Origin of the sequence: Leifsonia xyli subsp. xyli str. CTCB07, from assembly GCF_000007665.1 — a bacterium.
Lineage (GTDB): Bacteria > Actinomycetota > Actinomycetes > Actinomycetales > Microbacteriaceae > Leifsonia > Leifsonia xyli_C.
The window spans coordinates 1548134-1574350 of the sequence record NC_006087.1 but is presented as its reverse complement, the minus strand read 5'-3'; the positions used below and the strand labels follow the sequence as shown (position 1 = coordinate 1574350).

Annotated in this window: 22 protein-coding genes and 3 pseudogenes; 16 read left to right on the top strand and 9 right to left on the bottom strand. The window is 67.6% G+C overall.

What is annotated here, in order from left to right:
* The first annotated feature begins 50 nt into the window (after positions 1–50).
* From hisD to LXX_RS07515, 3 genes are read left to right on the top strand one after another with little or no spacing between them, the layout of a single operon-like run.
* Positions 51–1364, top strand: a complete 1314-nt coding sequence (gene hisD / locus LXX_RS07525) for a histidinol dehydrogenase (protein WP_041767597.1) — start codon at positions 51–53, stop codon at positions 1362–1364.
* 38 nt (positions 1365–1402) lie between these two features.
* Positions 1403–1876, top strand: a complete 474-nt coding sequence (gene nrdR / locus LXX_RS07520) for a transcriptional regulator NrdR (protein ID WP_011186309.1) — start codon at positions 1403–1405, stop codon at positions 1874–1876.
* Between the two features lie 26 nt (positions 1877–1902).
* Positions 1903–2934, top strand: a complete 1032-nt coding sequence (locus tag LXX_RS07515; RefSeq protein WP_011186308.1) for a quinone-dependent dihydroorotate dehydrogenase — start codon at positions 1903–1905, stop codon at positions 2932–2934.
* A 54-nt stretch (positions 2935–2988) separates the two neighbouring features.
* Here the strand turns inward: LXX_RS07515 and LXX_RS07510 are convergent, their stop codons facing one another.
* Positions 2989–3867, bottom strand: a complete 879-nt coding sequence (locus tag LXX_RS07510; RefSeq protein ID WP_011186307.1) for a ribonuclease HI family protein — start codon at positions 3865–3867, stop codon at positions 2989–2991.
* A gap of 1 nt (position 3868) precedes the next feature.
* Positions 3869–4465, bottom strand: coding sequence for a DUF3043 domain-containing protein (locus LXX_RS07505; RefSeq protein WP_041767596.1), 597 nt, complete (start codon positions 4463–4465; stop codon positions 3869–3871).
* A 43-nt stretch (positions 4466–4508) separates the two neighbouring features.
* Between LXX_RS07505 and LXX_RS07500 the strand changes: the two genes are divergently transcribed.
* From LXX_RS07500 to LXX_RS07470, 9 genes and pseudogenes are all read left to right on the top strand, one after another.
* The gene (locus LXX_RS07500; RefSeq protein WP_041767595.1) at positions 4509–5930 is read left to right on the top strand and encodes a dipeptidase; all 1422 of its coding nucleotides are present in this window, start codon (positions 4509–4511) and stop codon (positions 5928–5930) included.
* Positions 5931–6008: 78 nt separating this feature from the next.
* On the top strand, positions 6009–6365 hold the full coding sequence (gene erpA, locus LXX_RS07495; RefSeq protein ID WP_011186304.1) for an iron-sulfur cluster insertion protein ErpA: 357 nt from the start codon (positions 6009–6011) through the stop codon (positions 6363–6365).
* Between the two features lie 146 nt (positions 6366–6511).
* The gene (gene coxB, locus LXX_RS07490; RefSeq protein WP_011186303.1) at positions 6512–7402 is read left to right on the top strand and encodes an aa3-type cytochrome oxidase subunit II; all 891 of its coding nucleotides are present in this window, start codon (positions 6512–6514) and stop codon (positions 7400–7402) included.
* An 8-nt stretch (positions 7403–7410) separates the two neighbouring features.
* Positions 7411–9159 (top strand): aa3-type cytochrome oxidase subunit I, encoded by a 1749-nt coding sequence (gene ctaD, locus LXX_RS07485; RefSeq protein ID WP_041767594.1) that lies wholly within the window; start codon positions 7411–7413, stop codon positions 9157–9159.
* A 4-nt stretch (positions 9160–9163) separates the two neighbouring features.
* Positions 9164–9586 carry an aa3-type cytochrome oxidase subunit IV gene (locus LXX_RS07480; protein WP_041767593.1) on the top strand — a complete coding sequence of 141 codons (423 nt, stop codon included), beginning with the start codon at positions 9164–9166 and terminating at the stop codon, positions 9584–9586.
* A gap of 590 nt (positions 9587–10176) precedes the next feature.
* Entirely contained in the window at positions 10177–10587 is a 411-nt protein-coding gene (locus tag LXX_RS13645; RefSeq protein ID WP_081423024.1) for a helix-turn-helix domain-containing protein, read from the top strand.
* A 19-nt stretch (positions 10588–10606) separates the two neighbouring features.
* A pseudogene (locus tag LXX_RS16785) lies at positions 10607–11027 on the top strand (branched-chain amino acid ABC transporter permease); the annotation flags it as partial.
* 35 nt (positions 11028–11062) lie between these two features.
* Positions 11063–11971, top strand: a complete 909-nt coding sequence (locus tag LXX_RS07475) for an ABC transporter ATP-binding protein (protein ID WP_041768357.1) — start codon at positions 11063–11065, stop codon at positions 11969–11971.
* Positions 11958–12671: pseudogene (locus LXX_RS07470) on the top strand (ABC transporter ATP-binding protein). The gene LXX_RS07475 and the pseudogene LXX_RS07470 overlap by 14 nt, the downstream one beginning before the upstream one ends.
* Positions 12672–12686: 15 nt before the next feature.
* On the opposite strand, the gene thrC reads toward LXX_RS07470, so the two are convergent.
* Positions 12687–14096, bottom strand: coding sequence for a threonine synthase (thrC, locus tag LXX_RS07465; protein WP_011186297.1), 1410 nt, complete (start codon positions 14094–14096; stop codon positions 12687–12689).
* Between the two features lie 114 nt (positions 14097–14210).
* Between thrC and smc the strand changes: the two genes are divergently transcribed.
* The 4 genes from smc to ffh all read left to right on the top strand — a co-directional run bounded on the left by smc (position 14211) and on the right by ffh (position 20843).
* Positions 14211–17756, top strand: coding sequence for a chromosome segregation protein SMC (gene smc, locus LXX_RS07460; protein ID WP_011186296.1), 3546 nt, complete (start codon positions 14211–14213; stop codon positions 17754–17756).
* Positions 17757–17852: 96 nt separating this feature from the next.
* Positions 17853–18728, top strand: coding sequence for a signal recognition particle-docking protein FtsY (ftsY, locus tag LXX_RS07455; protein ID WP_011186295.1), 876 nt, complete (start codon positions 17853–17855; stop codon positions 18726–18728).
* The gene (locus tag LXX_RS07450) at positions 18728–19228 is read left to right on the top strand and encodes a DUF2004 domain-containing protein (protein ID WP_011186294.1); all 501 of its coding nucleotides are present in this window, start codon (positions 18728–18730) and stop codon (positions 19226–19228) included. Before ftsY ends, LXX_RS07450 begins: the two co-directional genes overlap by 1 nt.
* A 43-nt stretch (positions 19229–19271) precedes the next feature.
* Positions 19272–20843, top strand: a complete 1572-nt coding sequence (gene ffh / locus LXX_RS07445) for a signal recognition particle protein (RefSeq protein ID WP_011186293.1) — start codon at positions 19272–19274, stop codon at positions 20841–20843.
* Between the two features lie 65 nt (positions 20844–20908).
* Here ffh and LXX_RS07440 read toward each other — a convergent pair whose 3' ends face one another.
* From LXX_RS07440 to LXX_RS07425, 6 genes and pseudogenes are all read right to left on the bottom strand, one after another.
* On the bottom strand, positions 20909–22033 hold the full coding sequence (locus LXX_RS07440; RefSeq protein ID WP_041767592.1) for a hypothetical protein: 1125 nt from the start codon (positions 22031–22033) through the stop codon (positions 20909–20911).
* Between the two features lie 154 nt (positions 22034–22187).
* A pseudogene (locus tag LXX_RS16780) lies at positions 22188–22319 on the bottom strand (IS5/IS1182 family transposase); the annotation flags it as partial.
* Positions 22258–23277 carry an IS30 family transposase gene (locus LXX_RS07435; RefSeq protein ID WP_223227743.1) on the bottom strand — a complete coding sequence of 340 codons (1020 nt, stop codon included), beginning with the start codon at positions 23275–23277 and terminating at the stop codon, positions 22258–22260. The pseudogene LXX_RS16780 and the gene LXX_RS07435, both read right to left, overlap by 62 nt.
* On the bottom strand, positions 23217–23672 hold the full coding sequence (locus tag LXX_RS16775; RefSeq protein WP_223227607.1) for a transposase: 456 nt from the start codon (positions 23670–23672) through the stop codon (positions 23217–23219). Before LXX_RS16775 ends, LXX_RS07435 begins: the two co-directional genes overlap by 61 nt.
* Positions 23673–24301: 629 nt before the next feature.
* Positions 24302–24823 (bottom strand): SGNH/GDSL hydrolase family protein, encoded by a 522-nt coding sequence (locus tag LXX_RS07430; RefSeq protein ID WP_223227614.1) that lies wholly within the window; start codon positions 24821–24823, stop codon positions 24302–24304.
* A 181-nt stretch (positions 24824–25004) separates the two neighbouring features.
* Positions 25005–26141 carry a glutamate--cysteine ligase gene (locus tag LXX_RS07425; RefSeq protein WP_011186290.1) on the bottom strand — a complete coding sequence of 379 codons (1137 nt, stop codon included), beginning with the start codon at positions 26139–26141 and terminating at the stop codon, positions 25005–25007.
* Positions 26142–26217 lie beyond the last annotated feature (76 nt).

Genomic DNA, 26217 nt, shown 5'->3' with positions numbered 1-26217 from the left:
GGAACCGTTCGGCTGGGGCTGTTCCGGGATGCGGCTAGGCTGATCGGGTCATGATGCAGACCATTGACCTTCGCGGAGTCCAGCCTACTCGCACTGCCTTCGAGCGCCTCGTTCCCCGTCCGGTGGTGGATGTGCAGGCTGCGATGACCGTCGCCGCCGACCTCATCGCCGATGTGCGGAAGCGCGGCGCGGCGGCCCTGCGGGAGCAGGCCGAGCGCTTCGACGGCGGTGTTCCCGCGTCCGTGCGGGTTCCGGTCGCGGAGATCGTGGCCGCGGTGGACGCTCTTCCCGGCGGGGTGCGGGAGGCGCTCGAGGAGGCGATCGCCCGCGTGCGCGAGGCGACCGCCGCCCAGGTTCCGCCTGCGGCCGTGACCCGTATCGGACCTGGCGCGGTCATCGAGCAGCGCTGGCAGCCGGTGGAGCGCGCCGGCCTCTACGTCCCGGGCGGCAAGGCGGTGTACCCGTCGAGCGTCGTCATGAACGCGGTCCCAGCGCAGGTCGCCGGGGTTGCCTCCATCGCACTCGCCAGCCCGCCGCAGCGCGAGTTCGGCGGTGCGGTCCACCCGACCATCCTCGGAGCGGCCGGCCTGCTCGGAATCGACGAGGTGTACGCGATGGGTGGCGCCGGAGCGATCGGTGCGCTGGCCTGGGGTGTGGGAGAGCTCGGGCTCGAACCGGTGCAGGTGATCACCGGGCCGGGCAACATCTATGTCGCCGCCGCCAAGCGCGTCGTGCGGGGGCAGACCGGCATCGACTCCGAAGCGGGCACGACCGAGATCCTCGTGATCGCCGACGACACGGCCGACCCGCGCTACGTCGCCGCCGATCTGATCAGCCAGGCGGAGCACGACGAGGCCGCGGCTTCCCTGCTCGTCACCGACAGCCCGGCCTTCGTGGGCCGCGTCGCCGCCGAACTGGAGACGCTCGCCGCGTCGACCCGCTACGCCGAGCGCGTGCGTGCTGCGCTCGGCGGTCAGCAGTCCGCCGTCGTGCTCGTGGACGATCTGGACGCTGCGGCCGCGTTCAGCAACGCCTACGGCCCCGAGCACCTCGAACTCCAGACGGCCGATGCGGAGGCAGTGCTCGCCCGCATCCAGAACGCCGGCGCCATCTTCGTGGGGCCGCATGCGCCCGTCAGCCTCGGCGACTATCTCGCCGGCTCCAACCACGTCCTGCCGACCGGCGGCCAGGCCCGCTTCTCGCCGGGCCTCGGCGCTTACTCCTTCCTGCGCCCGCAGCAGGTGATCCGCTACGACCGGGAAGCGCTTCGCGCGGTCGCCGGCCGGATCGTCGCGCTGTCCGGCGCGGAAGACCTGTCAGCGCATGGCGAGGCGGTGACCCTGCGCTTCGAGGAGCGGGCCTGACCGGGCCCGGTGTCCTGATCGCCGCTAGAATTCTCAGTATGTTCTGCCCTTTCTGCCGCCATCCGGATTCCCGTGTCATCGACTCCCGCACGAGCGACGACGGTCTCTCCATCCGGCGGCGGCGGCAGTGCCCCGAGTGCGGCCGCCGGTTCTCAACGACGGAGACCGCCAGCCTCAGCGTCATCAAGCGCAGCGGTGTCGTCGAGCCGTTCAGCCGGGAGAAGATCGTGCTCGGCGTCCGGAAGGCGTGCCAGGGCCGGCCGGTGACCGATTCCGATCTCGCCGTCCTCGCCCAGAAGGTCGAAGAGACCATCCGCTCCACCGGGGCCTCCCAGATCGAGGCCAATGACATCGGCCTGGCCATCCTGCCCGAGTTGCGCGAACTGGACGAGGTCGCCTACCTCCGCTTCGCGAGCGTCTATCAGGCGTTCGACTCGCTGGAGGACTTCGAATCGGCCATCCAGCAGCTCCGGGTCGAGCATCGCGGCGAGCCGGCGGACGTCCAGGTCTGAGGCCGGCCGGGTATTCTCGTACCGGCATGTATCGCACACTTTTCTCCCTCGTCCTGTCCCGGTTCGATCCCGAGCGGGCGCATCGCCTCGCGTTCGCGGCGATCCGAGCCTTGCCGGTGATCGGTCTCGGCTCCCTCCTGCGTCGCTTCACCGCGCCCGACCCCTCGCTGGCGGTGGAGGCGCTCGGCCTCCGGTTCGATTCGCCGTTCGGGATTGCCGCGGGCTTCGACAAGGATGGCGAGGGCGTCATCGGCCTCGGCGCTCTGGGGTTCGGCCATGTGGAGGTCGGCACGATCACGGCGCGCCCGCAACCGGGGAACGACAAGCCCCGGCTGTTCCGCCTCCTTCCGGATCGCGCGGTGATCAACCGGATGGGCTTCAACAACCACGGCGCGGGCGCGGCGGCGAACCGCCTTCTGCGGGTGCGCCGAGCCCGTCGTCGTCCGGTGCTCGGCGTCAACATCAGCAAGAGCCGCGCCGTCGCCGTCGAAGACGCCACAGCCGACTACCTCATCAGCGCCCGCGCCCTCGCTCCGGTCGCCGACTACCTCGTTGTGAACGTCAGCTCCCCGAACACGCCCGGCCTCCGCGGCCTCCAGGAGCGGGAAGCGCTCGCACCCCTGCTGAGCGCCGTGAAGGCGGCGTCGGGGAAGAAGCCGCTCCTGGTCAAGATCGCACCCGATCTCACCGACGAGCAGATCGTCGCGGTCGCGAGGCTCGCCGTCGAACTCGGTCTCGCGGGCATCATCGCCACCAACACGACCATCGCGCGGGACGGTCTCAGCTCCGATCCGGCCGTGGTTGAGGCCGCTGGCGCGGGCGGGCTCTCGGGTGCGCCGCTCGCGGCCCGCTCTCTGGAGGTGCTGACGCTCATCCGTGCGAACGTTCCCCCCAGCCTGTGCGTGATCTCCGTCGGCGGCGTCGAGACGGCCCAGGATGTGCAGCGGCGACTGGATGCCGGAGCGACCCTCGTGCAGGGATACACGGCCTTCCTCTACCGCGGACCGCTGTGGGCGCGGCAGATCACCCGCGGGCTGTCCGCGCTTCGCTCTCGCTGAGCGCGGCGTCGGAAAGGGAAGAGTCCCGGAACGACACGCTGCGGGCCGTTACACCTAGGCCTCGGGGGTGCCCTGGTGGAAGCGAAGCCGCCAGCGTCCCGCGGAGCGCAGCCACAGCGAGCTGCGCAGGGTGCTACCGCGCGCGTCCACCGTCCGCAGCGTGAGCAGGATGGCGTCGTCGCCGAGCTTCTGGGCGCCCAGAACGGTGAGCTCGGTCGCGGGGGTGTCCTCGTCGGCCGGGGACTCGAGCAGCGCGTCGCGGCCCCAGAGCCGTCCTGATCGCCCGATCTCCTCGAATCCGGAATGCAGCAGCGCGGCGACTTGCGAGGAGTCGGCGCGCACGGCCGGATCCAGCAGCTCACGCTCCAGCCGCTCCACCGTCTGCTCGTCGGTCTCCTCAGCCGGCAGGCCGTCGAAGAGATCGAACTCCAGCACGGCGTCGGCGGCGGGTTCGCCCGCGCCCGACGATCGCCCCGGCCAGCCCGGACCGATCGGGATGGTGTCGCCCTTCTGGTAGGCCGTGGCGGCTGCCCGCGCCCGCGCATCGGCGGCCTCGTTGAGGTCGTGGCCTGCGTGGCCCTTCACCCACTCGAACGTGTAGCTCCGACCCTGCAAGCCGCGGTCGAGCCGTTCCAGGAGCTCGCGGTTGAGCACGGGGGAGCCGTTGGACTTGCGCCACCCCTTGCGCTTCCAGCCCGGCATCCATTTGGTCACCGAGTTGATGACGTATTGGCTGTCGCACAGGATGCGGAGGTCGTCGTCCTGGTGCGCGGTCGATTCCAGGAGGTCGATGACGGCCATGAGCTCACCCATGTTGTTGGTGCCGTGCGGCCAGCCGCCTGCCGACCAGCGCTCGTCGTCCACATACCAGGCCCAGCCTGAGGGGCCGGGGTTGCCGAGGGCGGAGCCGTCCGCCGCTGCCACGATCGTCACGTCAGCCAGGGTACCGGCCGCGCTTGACCTGCGGTTTCGGCAGACGCATGGCCCGCAGCTGGAATGCCCGCATGGCGGCGTACCAGCGCAGGCCCCGCTCGACTTTCGACTCGCCGAATTTACGGCCGACGCGGCGCCGGACCTGGAAGCCCAGGATGAAGCCGTCGATCACCGCGATCAGGAAGAATGTCCACAGCGCGATCAGCCCCCACACCTGCATGAAGGCCCAGGGCAGGAAGCTCAGGACGATGACCACGAGCATGACTGGGATGAGGAACTCGCCGATGGAGAAGCGCGCGTCGACGAAGTCGCGCACGAAGCGGCGCTGCGGGCCGCGGTCACGGACCGTCAGGTAGCGCTCGTCGCCGTTCGCCATGCCGATGCGCGCCTTCTCGCGCGCCTCCGCCTGGTTGGCACGGGCCAGCTTCGCCGCCTCTTTGCGGTCGTTGGGCACCAGCGGGCGCTTGCGCGCGGCCTCCTGCTCCCGGCGGGAGGGAGTCGGAATGCCTTTGCCCTGCTTCAGCCGGGCAGCGGTGTCTTCCGGGGTCTCGACGACGGGTTTCTCCGCCTCGGCCGCCGGTTTTTGTCGTTTAGCCAACGTCAAGCCTTCGATAGTCGGGGGTCGGCTTAAGATTACCCGCATGACCGACTCGCAGCCGACTTCCCCCGCAGAGCACTCAGCGACCGAGTGGCGCGTGTACGACGCCGTGGCGGCGGGGCTCCCTTCCACCATCGCCGAGCTCTCTCGTCTCGTGCGCATCCCCTCGGTGTCGTGGGCCGCCTACGACCCGGAGAACGTGCGGGCGAGCGCCGACGCCGTCGCGGCGCTGCTGACCGGCACCGGGGCGTTCGACACGGTGGAGGTGAAGCGCGCCCCGATCCAGGGCGGGACCCTCGGCCAGCCCGCCGTGCTCGCCACCCGCGCCGCCAGGAACGGGCGCCCGACTGTGCTCCTCTACGCGCACCACGATGTGCAGCCCCAGGGCGACGCCGCCGGCTGGGACACGCCGCCGTTCGAGCCGACCGTCCGCGGCGACCGCCTCTATGGTCGCGGCGCCGCCGACGACAAGGCCGGTGTGATGGTTCACGTCGCGAGCGTCCGCGCCCTGGCCGAGGCGCTCGGCCCCGACTTCGACCTCGGCCTCGCGGTCTTCATCGAGGGGGAGGAGGAGTTCGGTTCGCGCTCGTTCGCGAACTTCCTCGCAGAGAACAAGACCGCGCTGAGCGCCGATGTGATCATCGTGGCCGACTCCTACAACGTGGATGCCGACACGCCCGCGCTGACCGTCTCTCTGCGGGGCAACGTCACCTTCACGCTCACCGTCTCGACTCTCGAGCACGCCTCGCACTCCGGTATGTACGGCGGCGCCGCGCCCGACGCCATGCTCGCGCTCGTCAAACTCCTGGCGACCCTGCACGACGAGAACGGCGAGGTCGCCGTCGAGGGCTTCCTCGCGCACACTCCCGCCCCCGAGCCGCCGCACCTCCCCGAAGAGCAGTTCCGGAAGGACGCCGCGTTGCTGCCGGGCGTGACCCCCATCGGCTCGGGGCCGCTCCTGTCGCGCCTGTGGTCCAAGCCAACGGTGACCGTAACCGGTGTCGACGCGCCGAGCGTGGCCGACGCGTCCAACACGCTTCTGGCGAGCGTCGCGGTGCGTCTGAGCGCCCGCGTCGCCCCGGGCCAGCCCGCAGCGGATGTCTTTTCCGCCCTGGAGCGGCACCTCCGCGCACACGCGCCGTTCGGCGCGCACATCGCGATCGAGGACGTCGACACCGGCGAGGCTTTCCTGGTCGACACCGGCGGCTGGGCGGCGGCCGAGGCCAAACGGGCGATGGCCGACGGGTGGGGCAAGGGGGCGGTGGAGACCGGCGTGGGCGGGTCCATCCCGTTCATCGCCGATCTCGTGCGGGAGTTCCCGGCCGCGCAGATCCTGGTCACCGGTGTCGAGGACCCCGACACCCGGGCGCACAGCCCGAACGAGTCGCTGCACCTCGGCGTTTTCAAGCGGGCCGTTCTGTCCGAGGCGCTGCTCTTGGCCCGCCTGAGCGTGTACTCGGAGTAAAGGTGCGAACGCGGCGTTTCACCGGAAAAGCGACGTAGAATCGTCGCAGATCCGCATCCACTTGTGCAAGGGAGTCCCATGACCGACACAGCGCTGACCGGCACTCAGGCCCACGGCGTCGGCCTCACCGACACGGCGGCCGTCAAGGTTAAGAGCCTGCTCGAGCAGGAAGGGCGCGATGACCTGCGGCTGCGCGTTGCCGTCCAGCCGGGCGGTTGTTCGGGCCTGATCTACCAGCTGTACTTCGACGAGCGGATGCTCGACGGCGACGCCGCCGTCGACTTCGACGGCGTCGAGGTCATCGTCGATAAGATGTCCGTCCCGTACCTCGACGGCGCCACGATCGATTTCGAAGACACGATCCAGAAGCAGGGCTTCACGATCGACAACCCGAACGCGGCGGGCTCCTGCGCCTGCGGAGACTCCTTCCACTGAGGCTCGCCTCGCACACACGTTCGCACAGGGCCGCCACGCACCGGGCGGCCCTGAGTGTACGAATCAGGGTGTCCGGCGGAGTAGGGTAGACACAGCCACATACATTTGGATGTGAACTGTCCCAGAAGTCACTCGAAAGGTCACCGGTGCGTCACAATCGCCGTCTCCGATGGGCTGCAATCCCTGTCGCAGCGACACTCGTCGCTGCGCTGGCGGGATGTACGCAAGCACAGCTGAACGGATTCCTCCCGGGATTCGTCGAGGGCGAGTCGCCCGTCACCAACCACACCGAGCGCATCAGCGGGCTCTGGGTGACGAGCTGGATAGTCCTCCTGCTCGTCGGCCTCGTAGTCTGGGGCCTCATCCTCTGGGCCGCCATCGTCTACCGCCGCCGGAAAGGCCAGACCGGCCTGCCCGTGCAGATGCGCTACAACATGCCGATCGAGATCTTCTACACGATCGTTCCGCTCATCCTGGTGCTCGGCTTCTTCGCCTTCACCGCGCGCGACCAGAACGCCATCGAGAAGCCGTACGCCAACCCGGATGTGACCATCCAGGTTTACGCCAAGCAGTGGTCCTGGGACTTCAACTACCTCGACGACAACGTCTACGACCCGGGCATCCAGGTCCAGCCGGACGACGCGAACGCCACGCCGGGCTCGGTCGTGGAGGGTTCGATCCCGACTCTTTACCTCCCGGAGCACAAGAAGATCACCCTTCAGCTCGACTCGCGCGATGTGATCCACTCGTTCTGGGTGCCGGCGATGCTGTATAAAAAAGACGTCATCCCGGGCAAGACCAACTACATGTATTTCGAGACGGACCGTACCGGCACCTTTGTCGGCAAGTGCGCCGAGCTCTGCGGCGAGTACCACTCCGCGATGCTCTTCAACGTGAAGATCGTCTCCCAAGCCGAGTACGACGCCCACCTCCAATCGCTGCGCGACAGGGGATACACGGGCAAGCTCGGCTCCGAGTACGACCGCAACAACCTCCCCGGAACCGACGCACCGAAGGCCCCCGAGGGTAACGAGTAGGACACACGATGACGACGACTTCACCGGCGCCAGGAGCGACCACAGCGCCCGCTCCGAAGCCCGCCCTCTTCTCCGCCAATGGAGTGGAGCGCAAGGGCAACATCCTCGTGAACTACATCACGTCGACGGACCACAAGACGATCGGGTACATGTACCTGATCTCCTCCTTCGTCTATTTCCTCATCGGCGGTGTGATGGCCCTCATCATCCGCGCCCAGCTCTTCGAGCCGGGTTTGCAAGTCGTGGCGACCAAAGAGCAGTACAACCAGCTGTTCACGATGCATGGAACGATCATGCTGCTCATGTTCGCGACACCGCTCTTCGCCGGCTTCGCGAACGTGCTCATGCCACTGCAGATCGGCGCTCCGGACGTGGCGTTCCCGCGGCTGAACGCGCTGGCCTACTGGTTCTACTCCTTCGGCTCCCTGATTGCGGTCGCCGGCTTCCTCACCCCGCAGGGCGCCGCCTCGTTCGGCTGGTTCGCCTACGCGCCGCTCTCCAGCACGACGTTCTCTCCGGGCGTGGGGGGAAACCTGTGGGTGCTCGGCCTTGGGCTGTCCGGCTTCGGGACCATTCTCGGCGCGGTGAATTTCATCATCACGATCATCACCATGCGCGCCCCGGGCATGACGATGTTCCGGATGCCGATCTTCACCTGGAACACGCTGGTGACGTCCATCCTCGTGCTGATGGCCTTCCCCGTGCTCGCCGCTGCGATGTTCGCCCTCGCCGCCGACCGTGTGTTCGATGCGCACATCTACGACGCCGCCAACGGCGGGGCGCTGCTCTGGCAGCACCTGTTCTGGTTCTTCGGCCATCCCGAGGTGTACATCATCGCGCTGCCGTTCTTTGGCATCGTGTCCGAGATATTCCCCGTGTTCAGCCGCAAGCCGATCTTCGGGTACAAGACCCTCATCTACGCGACGATCGCCATCGCAGCCCTCTCCATCACCGTGTGGGCGCACCACATGTACGTGACCGGTTCGGTGCTCCTGCCCTGGTTCTCGCTCATGACCATGCTCATCGCCGTCCCGACCGGCGTGAAGATCTTCAACTGGATCGGCACCATGTGGCGCGGTTCCCTCACGTTCGAGTCGCCCATGCTGTGGTCGATCGGCTTCCTCATCACGTTCACCTTCGGCGGTCTGACCGGTGTCATCCTGGCGTCGCCGCCCCTGGACTTCCACGTCTCCGACACCTACTTCGTCGTGGCGCACTTCCATTACGTCGTGTTCGGAACGGTCGTGTTCGCTATGTTCGCCGGCTTCTATTTCTGGTGGCCGAAGTGGACGGGCAGGATGCTCAACGACCGTCTCGGCAAGTGGCACTTCTGGCTGCTGTTCATCGGCTTCCATATGACCTTCCTTGTGCAGCACTGGCTGGGTGTCGTCGGGATGCCGCGCCGCTACGCGACTTACCTGCCCTCGGACGGCTTCACCTGGATGAACCAGCTCTCGTCCGTCGGCGCCCTCCTCCTCGCGGTCTCGATGATCCCGTTCTTGGTCAACGTCTACCTGACCGCCCGTCATGCGCCCAAGGTGACCGTGAACGACCCCTGGGGGTATAGCCGCTCCCTGGAGTGGGCGACCTCCTGCCCGCCGCCGCGGCACAACTTCACGTCGATTCCGCGCATCCGGTCAGAGTCCCCGGCGTTCGATCTGAACCACCCCGAGGCCGGTATCCCCATCGGCATCGGCGGCGGCAAAGACGCCCCGGACACCCCCGTGCTCGACCTCGCAGACAACAAGGTGAAGTGAACCCATGAGAGCCAACGCGATTCTCTTCTGGATCCTCGCGGTCTTCTTTCTCCTCTCGGCGATCGCCTACACGCTCTGGAGCCTGATCGACCCCATGCACCTCAAGGTGGAGTGGGTCGGCACGGTCGCGCTCGCGCTGAGCGCCATCCTGGCCGCCTTCCTCGCCTTCTACATCGGCCGTTCGCACGCCTCCCAGGGCGGCGAATTGCCGGAGGACCGTCTCGACGCGAACATTGACGACGGCGACCCCGAGCTCGGCCACTTCTCTCCGTGGAGCTGGTGGCCCGTGGCCCTCGCCAGCGCAGCCGCCCTCGTCCTCCTGGGCCTTGCCGTCGGATTCTGGCTCTGCTTCATCGGAGTGGCTTTCGCCTTCGTCTGCATCGTGGGCTGGGTGTTCGAGTACTACCGCGGCCACTTCGCTCGCTGAGCGAATCGCACAACCGCAGAAGCGGCCGTCCTGCCGGGGCGGCCGTTTCGCGTTGGGCGCGCCGGGACGCGGGACGGCGGAGCCCGGGCTCCGCCGCTTCCGGTCTGGCGGGTGCGCTGGGTGAGCGTCCTCGAAGGAAGGGCATTGCGACGCACCACCGAACGGTTTCACGATCACCCGGAAGGTGTTGGCCATCCCGATGCGCGAGAAACAGGCGGCGGTCGCTCAGCCTCGGCGCGTGAACCGGAGCAGGTCCACTGAGACGGTCGCTGAGAGCGCGCTGGAAAGGCTCTGCCGGACATGGTGGGCCGAGGGGCCCATAGCGGGCAGCGCTGCGCGCAGAGTGTCGTCTAGCTGTGATGTCCAGTAGTTCACGCATCGGTGACGGTGTAGCTTGGCTATAGAGCAGGAATGCTCACAGTCTCCTTCGTGGAAGAGGGACTGTCCGCTCGCCGAGTAAAAGCATTCTATCTCATAAGTCGGCGAATAAATAGGTTTCCTTGGATGGGTTGGTATACGTGTCTCGGCGTCAGCCCTCGGATGCGAGCGACTTGCCGGCGCGAGCGGAACGCCTGGTTGAGGCTCTCGCGATGACCCCATTGCGCATGGGCGTGCTGCGCTATCTCCTTATCCATCGTGATGGTGGTTCTAGCGTGGAAATTGCTACCGAGTTGGGTGTCACAAGCCCTGGTGTGCTTTCGCACCTCACGCACCTCGAGGAACTCGGGGCGATAGAGACCCCTGCACGCCGGCTCGCGAGTGGCCGACGTCAACGTGGCGGCGTGTACCGCATCACCCCTCGCTGGTTTTCCAAGGCCGAGGAAAACGCTCTTCGAACAATCGTCGGCCTAGGGGAATCCGAGGAGAACCCAACGTCAACCTCATTGGGAGATTTCACGATGAGTGAACTCGCCGAGGAGCTACATAAGAGAGCTACCCAGCAGGAGTGGGCAGAATCGGCCGAGGGCCGCGCCGCACGGCGAACCGAGTTCCTCGGCTAAGCTCTAGCATGGCTCCAGTAACCTGGAGCGCAGCCGTGTCGGCCGCGCCTGGATCGCCATCCGCGAGGACGAGGACGCCGCCGAGATCATGGGCGTGCCGACCTTCGGGTACAAGGTGTGGGCGTTCGCGATCGGCGCCGGCGTCGGCGGACTCTCCGGGGCGTTGTTCGCTGGCCAGGTCGGCTTCGTGAACAACCAGAAGTTCGACGTTCAGACCTCCATCCTGTTCCTCGCGGCCGTCGTGCTCGGCGGTGCGGGCAACAAGGTGGGGGCCATGCTCGGCGGCGCGATCGTGGCGTACATCCCGCTGCGGTTCACCGCCATCGCCGACTACAAGTACCTGATCTTCGGCGTCGCTCTCGTGCTGATCATGATCTTCCGCTCACAGGGTCTGTTCCCGGCGCGGCAGAAGCTTCTGGCGTACGGGCGGCACGCGGTGCCGAAGGCTGCCCGGCAGAGAGCAGGGCGCGAAGCGATGACCGGTGAGCGAGCGCTCATCCCCGACGCCGAGACGGTCCTCGGCGCGAACGAGGAGGAGCTGAAGGCCACCGGCGTCCACCTCGCGGTCGCCGAAGCGGTCGCCCCCGACCGCGAGATCGGGGGCGGGGCTGGCGAGAGCATCGTGGAGGTCCTGGGCCTCACCGTAAAATTCGGCGGCCTGCTCGCTCTCGATGATGTGTCGTTCGACATCCGTCGCGGTGAGATCCTCGGCCTGATCGGCCCCAACGGCGCGGGCAAGACGACCTGCTTCAACGCCATGACCGGCGTTTACAAACTCACCCGAGGCGACGTGCGGCTGGAAGGCCAGTCGATCAAGGGGCAGAAGCAGCACCGGATCACCCGCATGGGACTTGCCCGGACGTTCCAGAACATCCGCCTCTTCGGGGGGATGACCGCGCTGGAGAACGTGGTCGTCGGGCTCGACGCCCGGCACCGCACCTCCGTTCCCGGCGCTCTGCTGCGCCTCCCGCGGCACACGCGCGAGGAGAAGTCCTCGATCGAACGCGGGATGGCGTTGCTCGAGTTCGTCGGCATCGCCGACCAAGCGGCGGCGCTCTCCCGAGCGCTCCCGTACGGGTCCCAGCGCCGGCTGGATATCGCGCGGGCCCTCGCGACCGATCCGAAGGTGCTCTGCCTGGACGAGCCGGCCGCCGGCTTCAACCCGGCCGAGAAGGAGGACCTCATGGACCTCATCAAGGCCATCCGGGCAGACGGGTACACCGTGCTGCTGATCGAACACGATGTGAAGCTGGTCATGGGAGTGACCGACCGGATCGTCGTCCTGGAGTTCGGGCGCAAGCTCGCGGACGGCATCCCGGAAGCCATCCGGAACGATCCGCGTGTGATCGCCGCGTACCTCGGGGAGCCCGATTCCACTGCTTGAACTGAAGAACCTCCGCGTGTCTTACGGTCGCATCGAGGTCATCCACGGCCTATCCTTCTCCGTGGAGGAGGGCGAGATCGTGAGCCTCATCGGGGCCAATGGCGCGGGCAAGTCGACCACGATGAAGACGATCTCCGGCCTCCTGAACCCGACAGCCGGCTCGATCGTCTTCGATGGCCGGGACATCAGCAGGATGAGGGCGCACATCCGCGTCGTCCAGGGCATCTCGCAGGCGCCGGAGGGCCGCGGGATCTTCCCGGGCATGACGGTCATGGAGAATCTGGACATGGGCGCGTTCGGCCGCAGGGACCGCTCGACGATGGGTGAGGACTTCTAGCGGGTGTTCGGCCTGTTTCCGCGTCTCGCCGAGCGCAAGACTCAGCTCGGCGGCACGATGTCCGGCGGCGAACAGCAGATGCTTGCCATCGGCCGGGCGCTCATGTCGAATCCCCGCCTGCTGCTCCTGGATGAGCCGTCGATGGGGCTGGCTCCTCAGTTCATCCGCCAGATCTTCACGATCATCTCGGAGATCAACAAACAGGGGACCACCATCCTGCTGGTGGAGCAGAACGCGAACCAGGCCTTCGCCCGCTCGAACCGCGCGTTCGTGCTGGAAGCCGGGAACATCACACACGCGGGAAACGGCCGCGAGCTGCTGGAAGCCCCGGCGATCAAGGAGGCGTATCTGGGCGTGGGGTAGCATCCCTCCGTCGGCTCAGCGCAAAGCGCGCTCCGCGATGAGCGCCCGCAGCTGTCCCTCGTCATTGGGGAGGGCGGTCACTCGCTGGGCTGCGTTCAGCAGGGCACGCGTCGCGGTGTCTGGGGTCGGTGCCACACCCAGCGCCTCCGCAATCGTCTCCGGGAACTTTTCTGGTTTCGCCGTCTCGAGGACGAGCATCGGAACCCCCGGCTCCACCAGCGGCCGGGCCACCTTCACACCGTCGGCCGTGTGCGGGTCGATGGTGACTCCGGAGCTCTCGGCGACCGCCCGGATGGTCGCCAGGCGGTCGGCGTGGGTGCTCGTCCCGCTGACGATCCCGAACTCGGGGAGGAAACGGTGCTGTTCGGCGGAGAGGTCGATCTCGCCGGTGGCCTCCAGTTCGCGCCAGGCGGCCGCCGTGCGCTCGGCTGAGCGGCCGATCAGATCGAAGACGAAGCGTTCGAGGTTGGAGGCGCGCGAGACATCCATCGACGGGCTGGAGGTCGGCAGTGTGTCGGCGGCGCTGCGCGGCCGGTAGCGGCCCGTGCGAAAGAAGTCGTCCAGCACATTGTTCTCGTTGGTGGCGAGCACCAGCCTGCGCACGGGCAGTCCCATCCGGCGGGCGTAGTGCCCGGACAGGATGTTGCCGAAGTTCCCGGACGGGACGGCGAAGGATACCTCCGCCGGGCCCCGCGCGTCCGTCGCCCGCAGCCATGCCCAGACGTAGTAGGCGATCTGCGCCGAGATCCGCCCGAAGTTGATCGAGTTGACCGCGCCGAGGCTGTGTACCCGTTTGAACTCCAGATCTTCCGCTATCCGCTTCACGAGGTTCTGGCAGTCGTCGAAGACACCGTCGACCACGACATTGTGGACGTTGTCGTCGAGCAGCGAGTACATCTGCGCCCGCTGGAAAGCGCTCATCCGCCCGAGCGGCGAGAGCATGAACACGGCCAAGCGCTCCCGCCCGCGCAGTGCGTGCTCTGCGGCCGAGCCGGTGTCTCCGGATGTGGCGCCGAGCACGTTGAGGACGCGGTCCGACTCGCGGAGCACGACGTCCAGCGTCTCGCCGAGGAACCGCATCGCCATGTCCTTGAACGCCAGGGTCGGCCCCTCGGACAGGCCGACCAGCGTCATCCCGCCGTCGATCTCCCGCAGCGGCACGATCTGCGACGACGCGAACGCCTCCGGACGGTAGGCCGCCCGGCAGATGCGGGACAGCTCCTCGCGGGGGATGTTCGTGGCGAACAGCCCGATGACCTCTTTCGCGAGCCCCGCATAGTCCAGGGGCCGCCATCGTTCCAGCAGTTCGGCGTCGAGCCGGGGCAGCTCTTCGGGGACGACCAGACCGCCGTCCGGGGCCAGCCCTTCGATCAGGGTGTCGGAATACGGCCCGAGCAGGCCACCGCGTGTGGAGATGTACCGCAAGTCTCTCGTTTCCTCAGCTGTCGGGAGTTGATGCCGGCCGCCCCAGCCTAGGCGATGCCGCCTCCCGCGGCGTGCGGGCGGCGTGCGGACAGCATCCTCCGGTAGATTCTCTGCGTGTATTTGAAGAGTCTGACGCTGAAGGGGTTCAAGTCGTTCGCGCAGCCGACGACGTTCGCCTTCGAGCCCGGCGTCACCTGCGTGATCGGGCCGAACGGCTCGGGCAAGTCGAACGTCGTCGACGCCCTCGCGTGGGTTATGGGCGAGCAGGGCGCCAAAACGCTCCGCGGCGGGAAGATGGAGGATGTCATCTTCGCCGGCACCGAGACCCGCGGCCCGCTCGGCCGCGCGGAGGTGCATCTCACGATCGACAACAGCGATGGCGCCCTCCCGATCGAGTACACCGAAGTGACCATTTCGCGCACGCTGTTCCGCAATGGCGGCAGCGAGTACGCCATCAACGGCCAGTCCTGCCGGCTTCTGGATGTGCAGGAGCTGCTAAGCGACTCTGGTCTCGGTCGCGAGATGCATGTCATCGTCGGCCAGGGCCAGCTGGACGCCGTGCTGCGCGCGACGCCCGAGGAGCGCCGCGGTTTCATCGAAGAGGCCGCCGGCATCCTGAAGCATCGCCGGCGCAAGGAGAAGACGCTCCGCAAGCTCGACGCGATGCAGACCAATCTGACTCGGCTGAGCGACCTGGCGGGTGAGGTGCGCCGGCAGCTGAAACCGCTCGGGCACCAGGCGGAGATCGCTCGCGAGGCCCAGTCCATCGCCGCGATCGTCCGAGACGCCCGGGCGCGTCTGCTCGCCGACGATGTGGTCGGCCTGCGCCGCACGCTCGACGGCCACGTCCGCACCGAAGCTGAGCGCCACACCGAGCAGATCGTCCTCCAGGAGCAGCTTGAGCAGAAGCTGTTGCGCCGTACACGCCTCGAACAGGCTCAGGTGAGCGATAGGGCGGACGCCGCGCGCGCCACCGCTTTCGCGCTCGAACAGGCCCAAGATCGGCTCCGCAGCCTCTACACGCTCGCCACCCAGCGGCTCGCCCTGCTCGGCAGCCAGGCGGAGGCCGCCGCCGATGGTCCGCGCGTGAGCCTCCAGATGGTTCAGGACGCCGCCGACGAAGCCGAACGCCTCCGCACTCTCGTCGCCGAAGCCGAGGCCGCTTGGCGGACCGCCCAGGAGGCGACCCGCCAGGCGCGTTCCCGTCTCGATTCCGTGGACGAGGAGATCGCCGCGCAGAGCGCCCTGGTCTCCAAGCACGACCTCGAGATCAGTACGCTGAACGGCCAGGCTGAGGCCGCCGCTCAGCGCCTCGCCGCCGTCCGCGGCGAAGTGCTCCGTCAGCAGAACGCCCTCGACGCCGCCACCGAACGCCGGGAGAAGGCGCGCGCCGAATTCGCCGCCCGCGAGGCCGACGCCGCGATCGCCGACGCGGGCGAGGACGCTCTCGACGAGCTCTACGAAATCGCCCAGGCCGATGTGTTCGAGGCCGAAGGCGAGATCGAACGTCTCCGCGAAGAACTACACGCGCTGGAACGCGAACGCGACGCCCTCGCCGCCCGCACCTCCGCCCTCTCGCTCGCCCTCGGACAGAAGGACGGCTCCGCCGCTCTGGTCGCCGCGCGGCCCACCGGTGTCCGTGGCCTCGCCGCCGAGCATATCCGTGTCCGCCCCGGCTACGAGGCGGCCGTCGCCGCCGCGCTCGGGACGCTCGCCGATGCTGTCCTCGCCGACACCCGCGATGCCGCGTTCGAGGCGGTTGCGCTCGCCGCGGCCGACGACTTCGGCCGGGTGGAGGTCATCGTCGCCGATGCTCCCGCCGTCATCGTCGACCTCTCCGGGGTCGAGGGCGTCCGGCCGGCGCGCGAGGTGGTGGACGCGCCCTCCGGCGTCCTCGGCATCCTGGCGTTCACTGCGATCGCCGACGACCTCGACTCCGCCCGGGCCGCCTCCGACGCCTACCGCAAGCGGAAGCTCGCCGGCCCCGTCACCCTCATCACACGCGCCGGCGAGGTGCTCACCGAGCACCTCCTCCGCGGCGGCTCTGGCGCCAAGCAGAGCCGTATCGAGCTGCTGGCCGATCGGGACGCCGCCGAGGAGCGCTTGGCCGAGGTCGCCTCTCTCAGCGATCGCGCCCGGTTCGCGCTCGCCGAGCAGCGCGGCGTGCTGCAGGTCGCCAAAGAACAGTCGCAGACCGCTCTCGCCGCCCTCCGTGAATCGGATGCGAAGCTTGCCGCCCAGGCTGAGCAGCTGAACCGCGTGAAAGTGCAGCTGGAGGCCGCGCAGGCCGAGTTCGACCGGCTCAGCCGCGCGCTGGAGCAGGCCGCCGAGCGCGTCGCGGAAGCCGAGTCCGCCGCGGAGAGGGCGGCATTCGAGCTCGCGGCCGCCCGCTCGCGGCCCCGTCCCATCCTCGACGTCAGCGCCCGCGACACCCTCTCGTCGGAGCTGGAGGCGGCGCGCGAGACCGAGGTCGAGTCCCGTCTCGCCGTCGAGACCGCCAAAGAGCGCGTCCGCGCCGAGCAGGCCCGTGGCGAGGCGCTCGCCCGCCAGCTGGAGGCTGAGCGCGCCGCCGCCGACGAGGCCGCCCGCCGCGCTGTCATCCGCCGCCGTCAGCTGGACGCCGCGCAGTCTGTCGTGGACGCGCTTCCCGCCGTTCTCGCTTCCGCCGATCGCTCCGTCTCGCAGGCCCGCGTCGAGCTGGCGTCGGCCGAGGCTGAGCGCGCCAGCCAGAACGAGGAGCTTCAGACGGTCCGCCGCGAGGAAGGCCTCCTCCGGGAGCGTCTGCACGCGATCACCGAGAGCGTACACGGCCTGGAACTGCAGATCTACGAGAAGAAGCTGCATCTGTCGAGCCTGCTGGAGCGCGCTGGCAGCGAGCTCGGCCTGGTCGAGGAGGTGCTGGTGGCCGAGTACGGCCCCGAGGTTCCCGTACCCGTCGACCGCGGTCGCGACGACGAGCCGCTCGCTGCGGGGGAGGAGCTGCCGACGGTCCCGTTCGCCCGCGAGCAGCAGCAGAAGCGCCTGGCCGCCGCCGAGCGCAAGCTCGGCCAGCTTGGCCGTGTCAACCCGCTCGCCCTGGAGGAGTTCGCCGCGCTGGAACAGCGCCACAAGTTCCTCTCCGAGCAGCTCGTCGACCTCACCAGCACCCGCAAGGACCTCCTCACGATCATCGAGGAGATCGACGAGAAGATGCAGACGATCTTCGAGTCCGCGTTCACGGACACGGAGGAAGCGTTCCGGCGGGTCTTCCCCATCCTGTTCCCGGGCGGAACGGGCAGCATCGTCCTCACCGCCCCCGACGACCTGCTCACCACGGGCATCGAGGTCTCGGTGAAGCCGGCGGGAAAGAAAGTCGAGCGGCTCTCGCTCCTTTCGGGCGGGGAGCGCTCGCTCGCCGCCGTTGCCCTGCTGGTCGCGATCTTCAAAGCGCGGCCCAGCCCGTTCTACATCATGGACGAAGTGGAGGCGGCGCTCGACGACGCGAATCTCGGCCGTCTGCTGACGATCTTCGAGGACCTGCGCGAGAACAGCCAGCTCATCGTGATCACGCACCAGAAGCGCACGATGGAGGTCGCCGACGCGCTCTATGGCGTCTCCATGCGCCAGGACGGCGTCTCGGCGGTCGTCGGCCAGCGGGTCGCTCAGGAGCGGGCGTCGTAGCAGCCGTGGACGCTGCCCGGTCGCCACGGTATCACCGCGGTGAGCGAAGGGCGCCGCGGGAGCGACGAGCGCCGCGGGAACAACTAGTCTGAGGGCATGGCAGACCGCACCCCCTGGTCCTTGTCGGGCGCCCTCCGCGGGATGTTCGCCAAGAAGACCATCGACGAGACCACCTGGGACGACTTGGAGACGGCACTTATCACCGCCGATTTCGGCCCCGATGTCACCGAAGCGGTCATCGACGATCTGCGCGTCAAGGTCGGCCGCTACCGCACCACCGACCCCGCCGATCTGCAGCGGATGCTGCGCGAGACGATGGGGGAGCGGCTCTCCCGGCTGGACACCACCCTCAAGCTGAGTGACCGGCCGGCGGTTGTGCTCGTCGTGGGCGTCAACGGCGTCGGCAAGACCACCACCATCGGCAAGTTCGCGAAGTTCCTGCGCAGCTACGACCGCTCGGTCGTCGTCGGCGCGGCCGACACTTTCCGCGCTGCGGCGGTCGAGCAGCTCGCGACCTGGGCCGAGCGCTCCGGCGCCGGAATCGTCCGGCCTCAGCAGCAGGGGCAGGACCCTGCCTCCGTCGCCTTCCAGACCGTCGAGAAGGCGAAGAGCGACGGCACCGAGATCGTCCTCATCGACACCGCGGGCCGCTTGCAGACCAAGGGCGGCCTGATGGATGAGCTGTCCAAGATCAAACGCGTGGTCGAGAAGCAGGCGCCGATCGCGGAGGTGCTGCTGGTGCTCGACGCGACCACCGGGCAGAACGGCCTCGCGCAGGCCCAAGCGTTCCTTGAGCACGCCGGGGTCACCGGGCTCGTCCTCACGAAGCTCGACGGTTCGGCGAAAGGCGGCTTCGTGCTCGCCGTGCAGGAGCGTACCGGCATTCCGATCAAGTTGGTGGGCCAGGGCGAGGGTATCGACGACCTCACCGGTTTCACGCCGCACGTCTTCGCGCAGCAGCTGGTCGGCTGATGGCCATCGAGCACGACTTCTTCGGGCTCATCGACGAGACCGCCTCCGGCGGACTCGTCTGGGGCGACACGGTCGAGCTGGCTGACCAGTCCGTCGAGCTGGAGCTCCGGGCCGAAAAGCAGTCCCTCGTGACCGAGGACGCCCTGGACGCGGCAGCCGCGCTCATCCAGCGTCTCGACGGCTTCGACGCCCGGGCACGCGACGCCCTGATCGCCGAACTGAGCTTGCGACAGTCGGCGGCGACGAGCTATATCGACGAGCATGTCGACCGGATGGGGGAGACCCTGCTCGATCTGCTCGTCTACAACTCGGGCGACATCGCCATCGACGTGCTGCGCTCGTTGCAGCTGCTGCGCATCGTCATCCGGCCCGGCACCACTGACGAAGAGGAGGTCTTCGCGACCTTCGACTACGCCATCGACGCTGAGGAGACGGACACCGTTCTCACCGTCTCTTTCGATGCCCGCGGAGACGTCGTCGCGGTGGAGACGCAGAGCTGAGACTCGGGCCAGGACCATCGGCGCCCGGTAGACTTGTCCGATCATGGCTACTTTTGGCACCCTGTCCGACCGTCTCGCGGACACCTTCAAGAACCTGCGCACTAAGGGCAAGCTGTCGCCATCGGACGTCGACGGTACCGTGCGCGAGATCCGCCGCGCCCTGCTCGACGCCGACGTCGCGCTCGACGTGGTCAAGGAGTTCACCGGCAGGGTGCGCGAGCGGGCGCTGAACGACGACGTCAACAAGGCGCTCAACCCGGCCCAGCAGGTCGTGCAGATTGTCAACGAGGAGCTCATCGGCATCCTCGGCGGCGAGCAGCGCCGGCTGCAGTTCGCGAAGAAGCCGCCGACGGTGATCATGCTCGCGGGCCTGCAGGGCGCCGGAAAGACGACCCTCGCCGGCAAGCTGGGCAAGTGGCTCGTCAAGGACGGCCACACGCCGATCCTGGTCGCGGCCGACCTCCAGCGTCCCAACGCGGTCAACCAGCTCCAGATCGTCGGCGAGCAGGCTGGCGTCCCGGTCTACGCCCCGGAGCCCGGCAATGGCGTCGGCAACCCGGTGAAGGTCGCCAAGGATGCCCTGACGTTCGCCGAGACCAAGCAGTACGACACGGTTGTCATCGACACTGCCGGTCGTCTCGGCGTCGACGCCGAGCTGATGAAGCAGGCGGCGGACATCCGCAAGGCCACCGACCCCGACGAGGTCCTCTTCGTCATCGACGCCATGATCGGTCAGGACGCGGTTGCGACCGCGAAGGCTTTCCAGGACGGCGTCGACTTCACGGGCGTCGTCCTCTCCAAGCTCGACGGCGACGCCCGCGGTGGCGCGGCGCTCTCTGTCGCCTCGATCACCGGCCGCCCGATCATTTTCGCCTCCACCGGTGAGGGGCTGGACGACTTCGAGCCGTTCCACCCCGACCGCATGGCGTCCCGCATCCTGGACCTTGGCGACATCCTCACCCTCATCGAACAGGCGCAGGAGGCCTTCGACGAAGAGGAAGCGCGCAAGGTCGCCGAGAAGTTCGCGACCGACACCTTCACGCTCGACGACTTCCTGGGGCAGATGCAGCAGCTGCGCAATATGGGCTCGATCAAGAAGATGATCGGGATGCTGCCCGGCGCTGGCCAGATGAAGCAGCAGCTCGACCAGTTCGATGAACGCGAGATCGTCCGCACTGAGGCCATCATCCAGTCGATGACCAAGGCCGAGCGCACCACCCCCAAACTTTTGAATGGCTCCCGGCGTCTGCGCATCGCCAGGGGCTCGGGCACGACGGTCACCGAGGTCAATGCCCTCGTAAACCGTTTCGAGCAGGCCGCCAAGATGATGAAGACCGTTGCGAAGGGCGGCGTTCCGAACGTTCCCGGCATGGGACCGATCCCCGGCGCGGGCTATGTGGGCCGCAGTAAGCAGCAGGCCAAGAAGAAGGGCGGCTCCCGGTCGGGCAACCCCGCCAAGCGCGCCGCCGAGAACGCGGCGCTCGCCTCCGGTGCGAAGCCGGCGGCCGCTTCCCTCCCAACAGGCAGCGGCTTCGGTCTCGGCGCCGCCGCTGCGCCGGGGGGAGCTTCTTCTGAGGAGGAGATGGCTGCGCTGCAGAAGTTCCTCGGCCGTTGAGCGGACGTTAGGTTCGGCAAAGGCCCGGCTGGTGCGTCCGCACCAGCCGGGCCTTTGCCGTGCGCTCAGGGAATCCTGATGGTGCGGCAGCCGAGGGTGGTTTTGCTGGTGAGTTGTGGGTAGTCGGGGGTTGTTACACAGGCGGTGTGGGTGCCGGGGGTTGTGGGTGCGGTGAGGGTGAAGCCGCGGGTGCCGGTAGTGGCGTATTTGGTGTTGATGTCGGTGCGGAGTTGGTTGGTGGTTGCGGTGGTTGCGGGGGTGCCGTCGATGGTGAGGGTGACGGCGGAGTTGCTGAGGTTGTCGCGGTCGAGGGCCCAGCCGGTGACGGTGATGGAGTGCCCGGGGGTTTGGGCGATGGTGTCGTAGGAGCCCTCGGGAGCCGCGCCCGTGACGACGACAGTGCGGCAGCCGAGGGACTGCTGGTTCCCGACTGGATAGTTCGTCGCCGTGACGCAGACCTGTCTGAGGCCACCGGCCGCCGTGACCGTCATATCGAATCCGCGGCTACCGGTGACGCCGTAGCGCGCATTCACGTCGGCGCGAGTCAGGGACGTCGTCCCACCGCCGGCGCGAGCGCCGTCCACGGTGACGGTGAACGTGGTGGCCGCGGACTGATCGGGATCGAACGACCATCCCGTCACTCGCACCTTGTTGATTCCGGGGGATGCTGCTGCGTCGAGCTCGCCGACCGGATTCTCCCCGCGGAGATAGCTCAATCCGTTCCGGTCACCGGCCTGGTAGCTGGCGGTCGGAGCGGCCGACGGGTACATCACCTGGCGGGCTCCGCCGTAGCTTCCCGAGTAGTGGGCGAGCCCGAGAGACTGTGGCCGATTTCGTGCGCGACGATCTCCTTTTTGACGGCAGCGGTCTGGACCGCTGTCGGGGGGAAGTATCCAGATCTGTCCGGCCAGCACGATCGCGCCATTGCCCGCGATGGCTCGGCTCTTCCCGAGGTAGGGGCCTCCGCAGCCGGCGATGCCGCCGCCGCTGCCGCAGGGAGAGGAGATGAAAGCCCCGATGTAGATGGTGTTGGCGGGCACGGTGCCCCCGGGGTCGCTGAACTGGCCGGGAGCCACGTTGATGCTGGCGAGTCCGGCCGCGGTGAGTTCGGACGCCGCCGCCTGCGCGAAGCCTCGGTACGCCTCGACCCCGGGGGGTCGCGATGAGCCGGATCTCGTAGCGGAACGCATTGGAGCGCACACCCGAGAGCAGTGCGTAGCCGGCGTTGGCGAAGGGTTTGATGACCGGAGCGTCGGGAAGCTACCCGCCGGTTTTGAAATCGAACCGCGGCGAGTCGTGGTCGACGGATGCGGGGGTTTCGCCGCTGACGGGCCGGGGAAGAGCCGTGGACGCCGGAGCGGAGGGGCTCGGCTGGGTGGGTGGGCGGATTCCAGTGGTTGTTGCAACACGACGATTAGCTGGCGAGTAGTTTAGCGAGGCGTTCGGCTGGGGTTTCCCAGCCGAGCGTTTTGCGTGGGCGGGTGTTGAGCTCGTGGGCGACGTTCGTCAGGTCGGTTGCGGTGAATCGGGCGAGGTCTGTTCCCTTTCCCTTGGGGAAGTATTGGCGAAGGAGTCCGTTGGTGTTCTCGTTGCTGCCGCGTTGCCAGGGACTCGCGGGGTCGCAGAAGTAGACCGGGATGTCGGTGGCTATCGTGAACGACTTGTGAGCTGCCATTTCCGAGCCCTGGTCCCAGGTGATCGAGCGACGGAGTTCGCGTGGGAGTGTCTTGACGGCGCTGATCAGTCCGTCCCGGACGGATTCTGCGGTGCGATCGATGGGGAGATGGATCAGCATCACGAACCGGGTGGAGCGTTCCACGAGGGTGCCGATGGCGCTGTTGCGGTGTCCGCCGATGATGAGGTCGCCTTCCCAATGTCCGGGAACGGCGCGGTCCTCGATTTCGGCGGGACGGTCGGAGATCATTACCATCGGATCCGCGAAACGATGTCTGCGAGCGGCGCCAGAACGATGCGGTTTCCGCTTGGCCCGGCCGGTCCGCAGCACCATCGTGAGCTCGCGGCGGAGTTGTCCACGGCCCTGCACGTAGAAGGCTTGATAGATCGTCTCGTGCGCCACGCGCATCTCCGCATCGCCGGGGAACTCGCGGATCAGCGACCGGCTGATCTGCTCCGGCGACCAACGTAGCGTCAGCTTCCGTTGAACGTAACTGCGCAGCTGCGGATTGCGGACCAGCCTCGTGGCTTTCGGTCGCGGTCGGCGGCTGGCCGCTTTCCGATGCGCCACGTATGGATGGTAGCCGCCCTCTCCAGGAAGCTGATTCCGGCGAATCTCTCGACTGATCGTCGACACCGAGCGACCAAGCTTGGCCGCGACCCGACACAACGAAAGGCCGGCCCTGGTCAGGTCCCGGATCAGCTCACGCTCCTGCAGGGAGAGGAATCGTGGGTGGAGTGCGGCTTCGAGCGAACGCATCGACGCCCGCTGAACAGGATCAACAACGACAGGCACCCTGTCTTTGTAATCGACCACGCGACCATCTGGATAAATGCGTCGCCCGTTCGACTGTCCCAGAGGTATCCCGTGTTCGGGCTGATTCCGACTCGTCCCACCGCTTCGCGGCGCGAGAGCCCGCTGCTCCGCAGCTCCAGGTACTCGTCCTTGCATGGGTGCGCGCTCATGCCGCCGCCGGTGTAGCCGTGACTAGCCAGGCCCGCCTTGCGAACCCATTGCGCGCACGTCGCGGGGTTGAACCCTAGCTCCCTCGCCGCGATCGTCGTACTCCTGGACTCCTTGAAAATGACGAAGAAGGCTTCACGCTCCGCCTGGGTGTACTTCCTCTTCCCCGCACTGCGCCTTAAACGGGACACGGTCCTTGCAACTCCTAGAAACTCCAGATGTTGCAACAACCGCTAGAACCCAAGAGGTGGCTGCCGGTGCGGGGGTCAGCGTGGGGGTGGCTGCCTGTGCGGGCGCCGAGGCCGGCGACTCTGGAGCGGCCGTCTGAGCCGTGGCCACCGGTGTGCTCTCCGCGGTCGGGACGGGCTGCTCCTCGCCAGCCGCCGGTGAAACCGGAATCAGCGCGGCGGTGCTCAGCGCGAGTGCGGCGACGGCGGCAAACGTGGTGGATATGCGGTGTCGGTACATGGAATTTGTTCTCCTTCGTACTCGCGCGGTCCAGCGAATGTGGAAAGTGTAACCACAACCGCACATGCACGTAATGCTTGTCTCAGATGTCACGCAAAAACCACAGTAACCGCACTGTCAAAAGCCGGAACTTGGCGGAATGCCGCAGTAAGCACTCTGATGTACAAGCGAAAAAACACGGTATGCAGCAAGCGACGACGCTGAGTCAGAGTGGTGCTCCGAGTGGCGTGAAAACGGTCGCGCTGAGCGTCAGCGCGCTGAGCGCGAGCTCTCGGGTGTGTACGCAGCCATGATGGGCCGAGACGGAACGCTGTGGGTCTGGATCGGGGGCGTCCCTCGTCGCGAACGGACCTCAGTCGTCGAGTCGCTCGAGCACGACCGAGGCTATCGCCTGCTGGCCGGCCACAGTGGGGTGCTCGCCGTCATCCTGCACTCGCCCGTTCACTCCCCGGTAGGGCTGGCCGAGGTTGAGCCATTCGCCCCCGGCGCCGGTCACGACGGACTTGAGTGCGGAGTCCAGCGGCGCGAGCTGGTCGTCCCCGACGGCGCCGCTGAGCGCGCTGAAGCCGATGAGCTGCGCGCCCGGGAGCGCTTTCTTCAGTCGGCCGACCACTGCGGTCATCGCCGCTGAGACCTCGTCGATGTCCTGTCCGAGGTCGTTGTCGGAAGCGCCGATCAGCACGATTTGCGCCTTCGTGGCGATTGCCCTCTCGATCTGTGCCGTGTAGTCCTCGTCCCCGTCTCCGCGCGTCACGAATCCTGACCCGGCGACGCTGAGGTTGTCGAGCTCCCAGCGGAGATCGGCGGCCACCAGCGCTGGCCAGGCTTCGGACGGCTCCACCCCGAGCCCGGACTCGATCGAGTCGCCGATCACGGCGTGGGGTCTCCGGCCGCTGCGACTTCTGGCGTCACCGAGCAGCCACACAGCACGAGCGTTGCGGCGAGCACTGTGGAGATCGCGGTGCCGGCCAGGGCAAGCGATCGGTGGCGAAGCATGCCTTCAGGGTAAAGGCCGGACCCTATGGGCGCAGTGTGTTTTTTCCGGCCCAGGTGGGTCAGCCCAGCCCGTTTCTCAGCTCGTTCGTGAGCGAGCTCACGACCTCCTGGAGGCTGCCGCCGTTCGCTTCGGCGACGGCCAGCTGCCGCTGGTAGCTCGCCCCGGTCCTCAGGATGGTGTGTACCTGTGCGAGTTGCTCCGCGCAGCCGAGCCGCTCGGCGATCGGTGCGAGGGTCTCGGTCAGCTCGGCCAGTTCGTCGCGCACGAGCCGTTCGGCCCCGTCTGGTGCGACGATCACCTCCGCGTCCAGCCCGTACCGCGCGGCCCGCCACTTGTTCTCGCGCACGAACCAGGGCTGCAGCGTGACCGGTTTGACGCCGTCGTCCAGCTCGCCCAGCATCTGGTCGGTGAGGCAGTGGATGAGCGCGGCCACCGCACCGACCTCGTCCGCCGTCGAGAGCCCGTCACAGGCCCGCATCTCCACCGTGCCCCACTTCGGCGAGGGGCGGATGTCCCAGCGCACCTCGCTGTGGTCGGTGACGACACCGGTGGTGACCAGGTCTTGCACGTACTCTTCGTAGTTCGCCCACGCACCGAACTGCCACGGCAGCCCCGCGGTCGGCAGCTGCTGGAACATCAGCGCGCGGTTCGAGGCGTATCCGGTGTTCGCCCCGGCCCAGAACGGACTCGACGCGCTGAGCGCCTGCAGGTGCGGGTAGTAGGTGAGCAGCCCGTTCACGATCGGGAGCGCTTTGTCGCGCTCGTCGATCCCGATATGGACATGGACGCCCCAGATCATCATCTGCCGCCCCCACCACTGTGTGCGGTCGAGCAGCCTGTCGTAGCGTTCGCTGGGCGTGATCCTCTGGTCGTACCACTGGGCGAAGGGGTGCGTCTCGGCACACATCAGCTCCACACCCCGGGGGTCGGTGACCTCGCGCACCATCCCGATCAGCTCCTGCAGATCGGCGATCGCCGCCGGAACTGTCCGGTGAACCTGGCTGACCACCTCGACGGTGTTCATCAGCAGTTCGTGCGTGATCTGGGGATGCTCGCGCCCGTCGGATGTCCCGAGCTCGCCCAGCACCTCCTTCGCAATCGGGACGAGGTCGCCTGTCGCGCCGTCCACCAGCGCGAGCTCCCACTCGATCCCGACGGTGGAGCGCTCAGACTCCGAGAATTCGAGCCTCTGCATCGCCGGAATCCCCGTTCGTTTGAGTGCCCACAGCGCCGATTGTTCATGGAGGGCGCTTTTCTGCCAGAATAGCTAG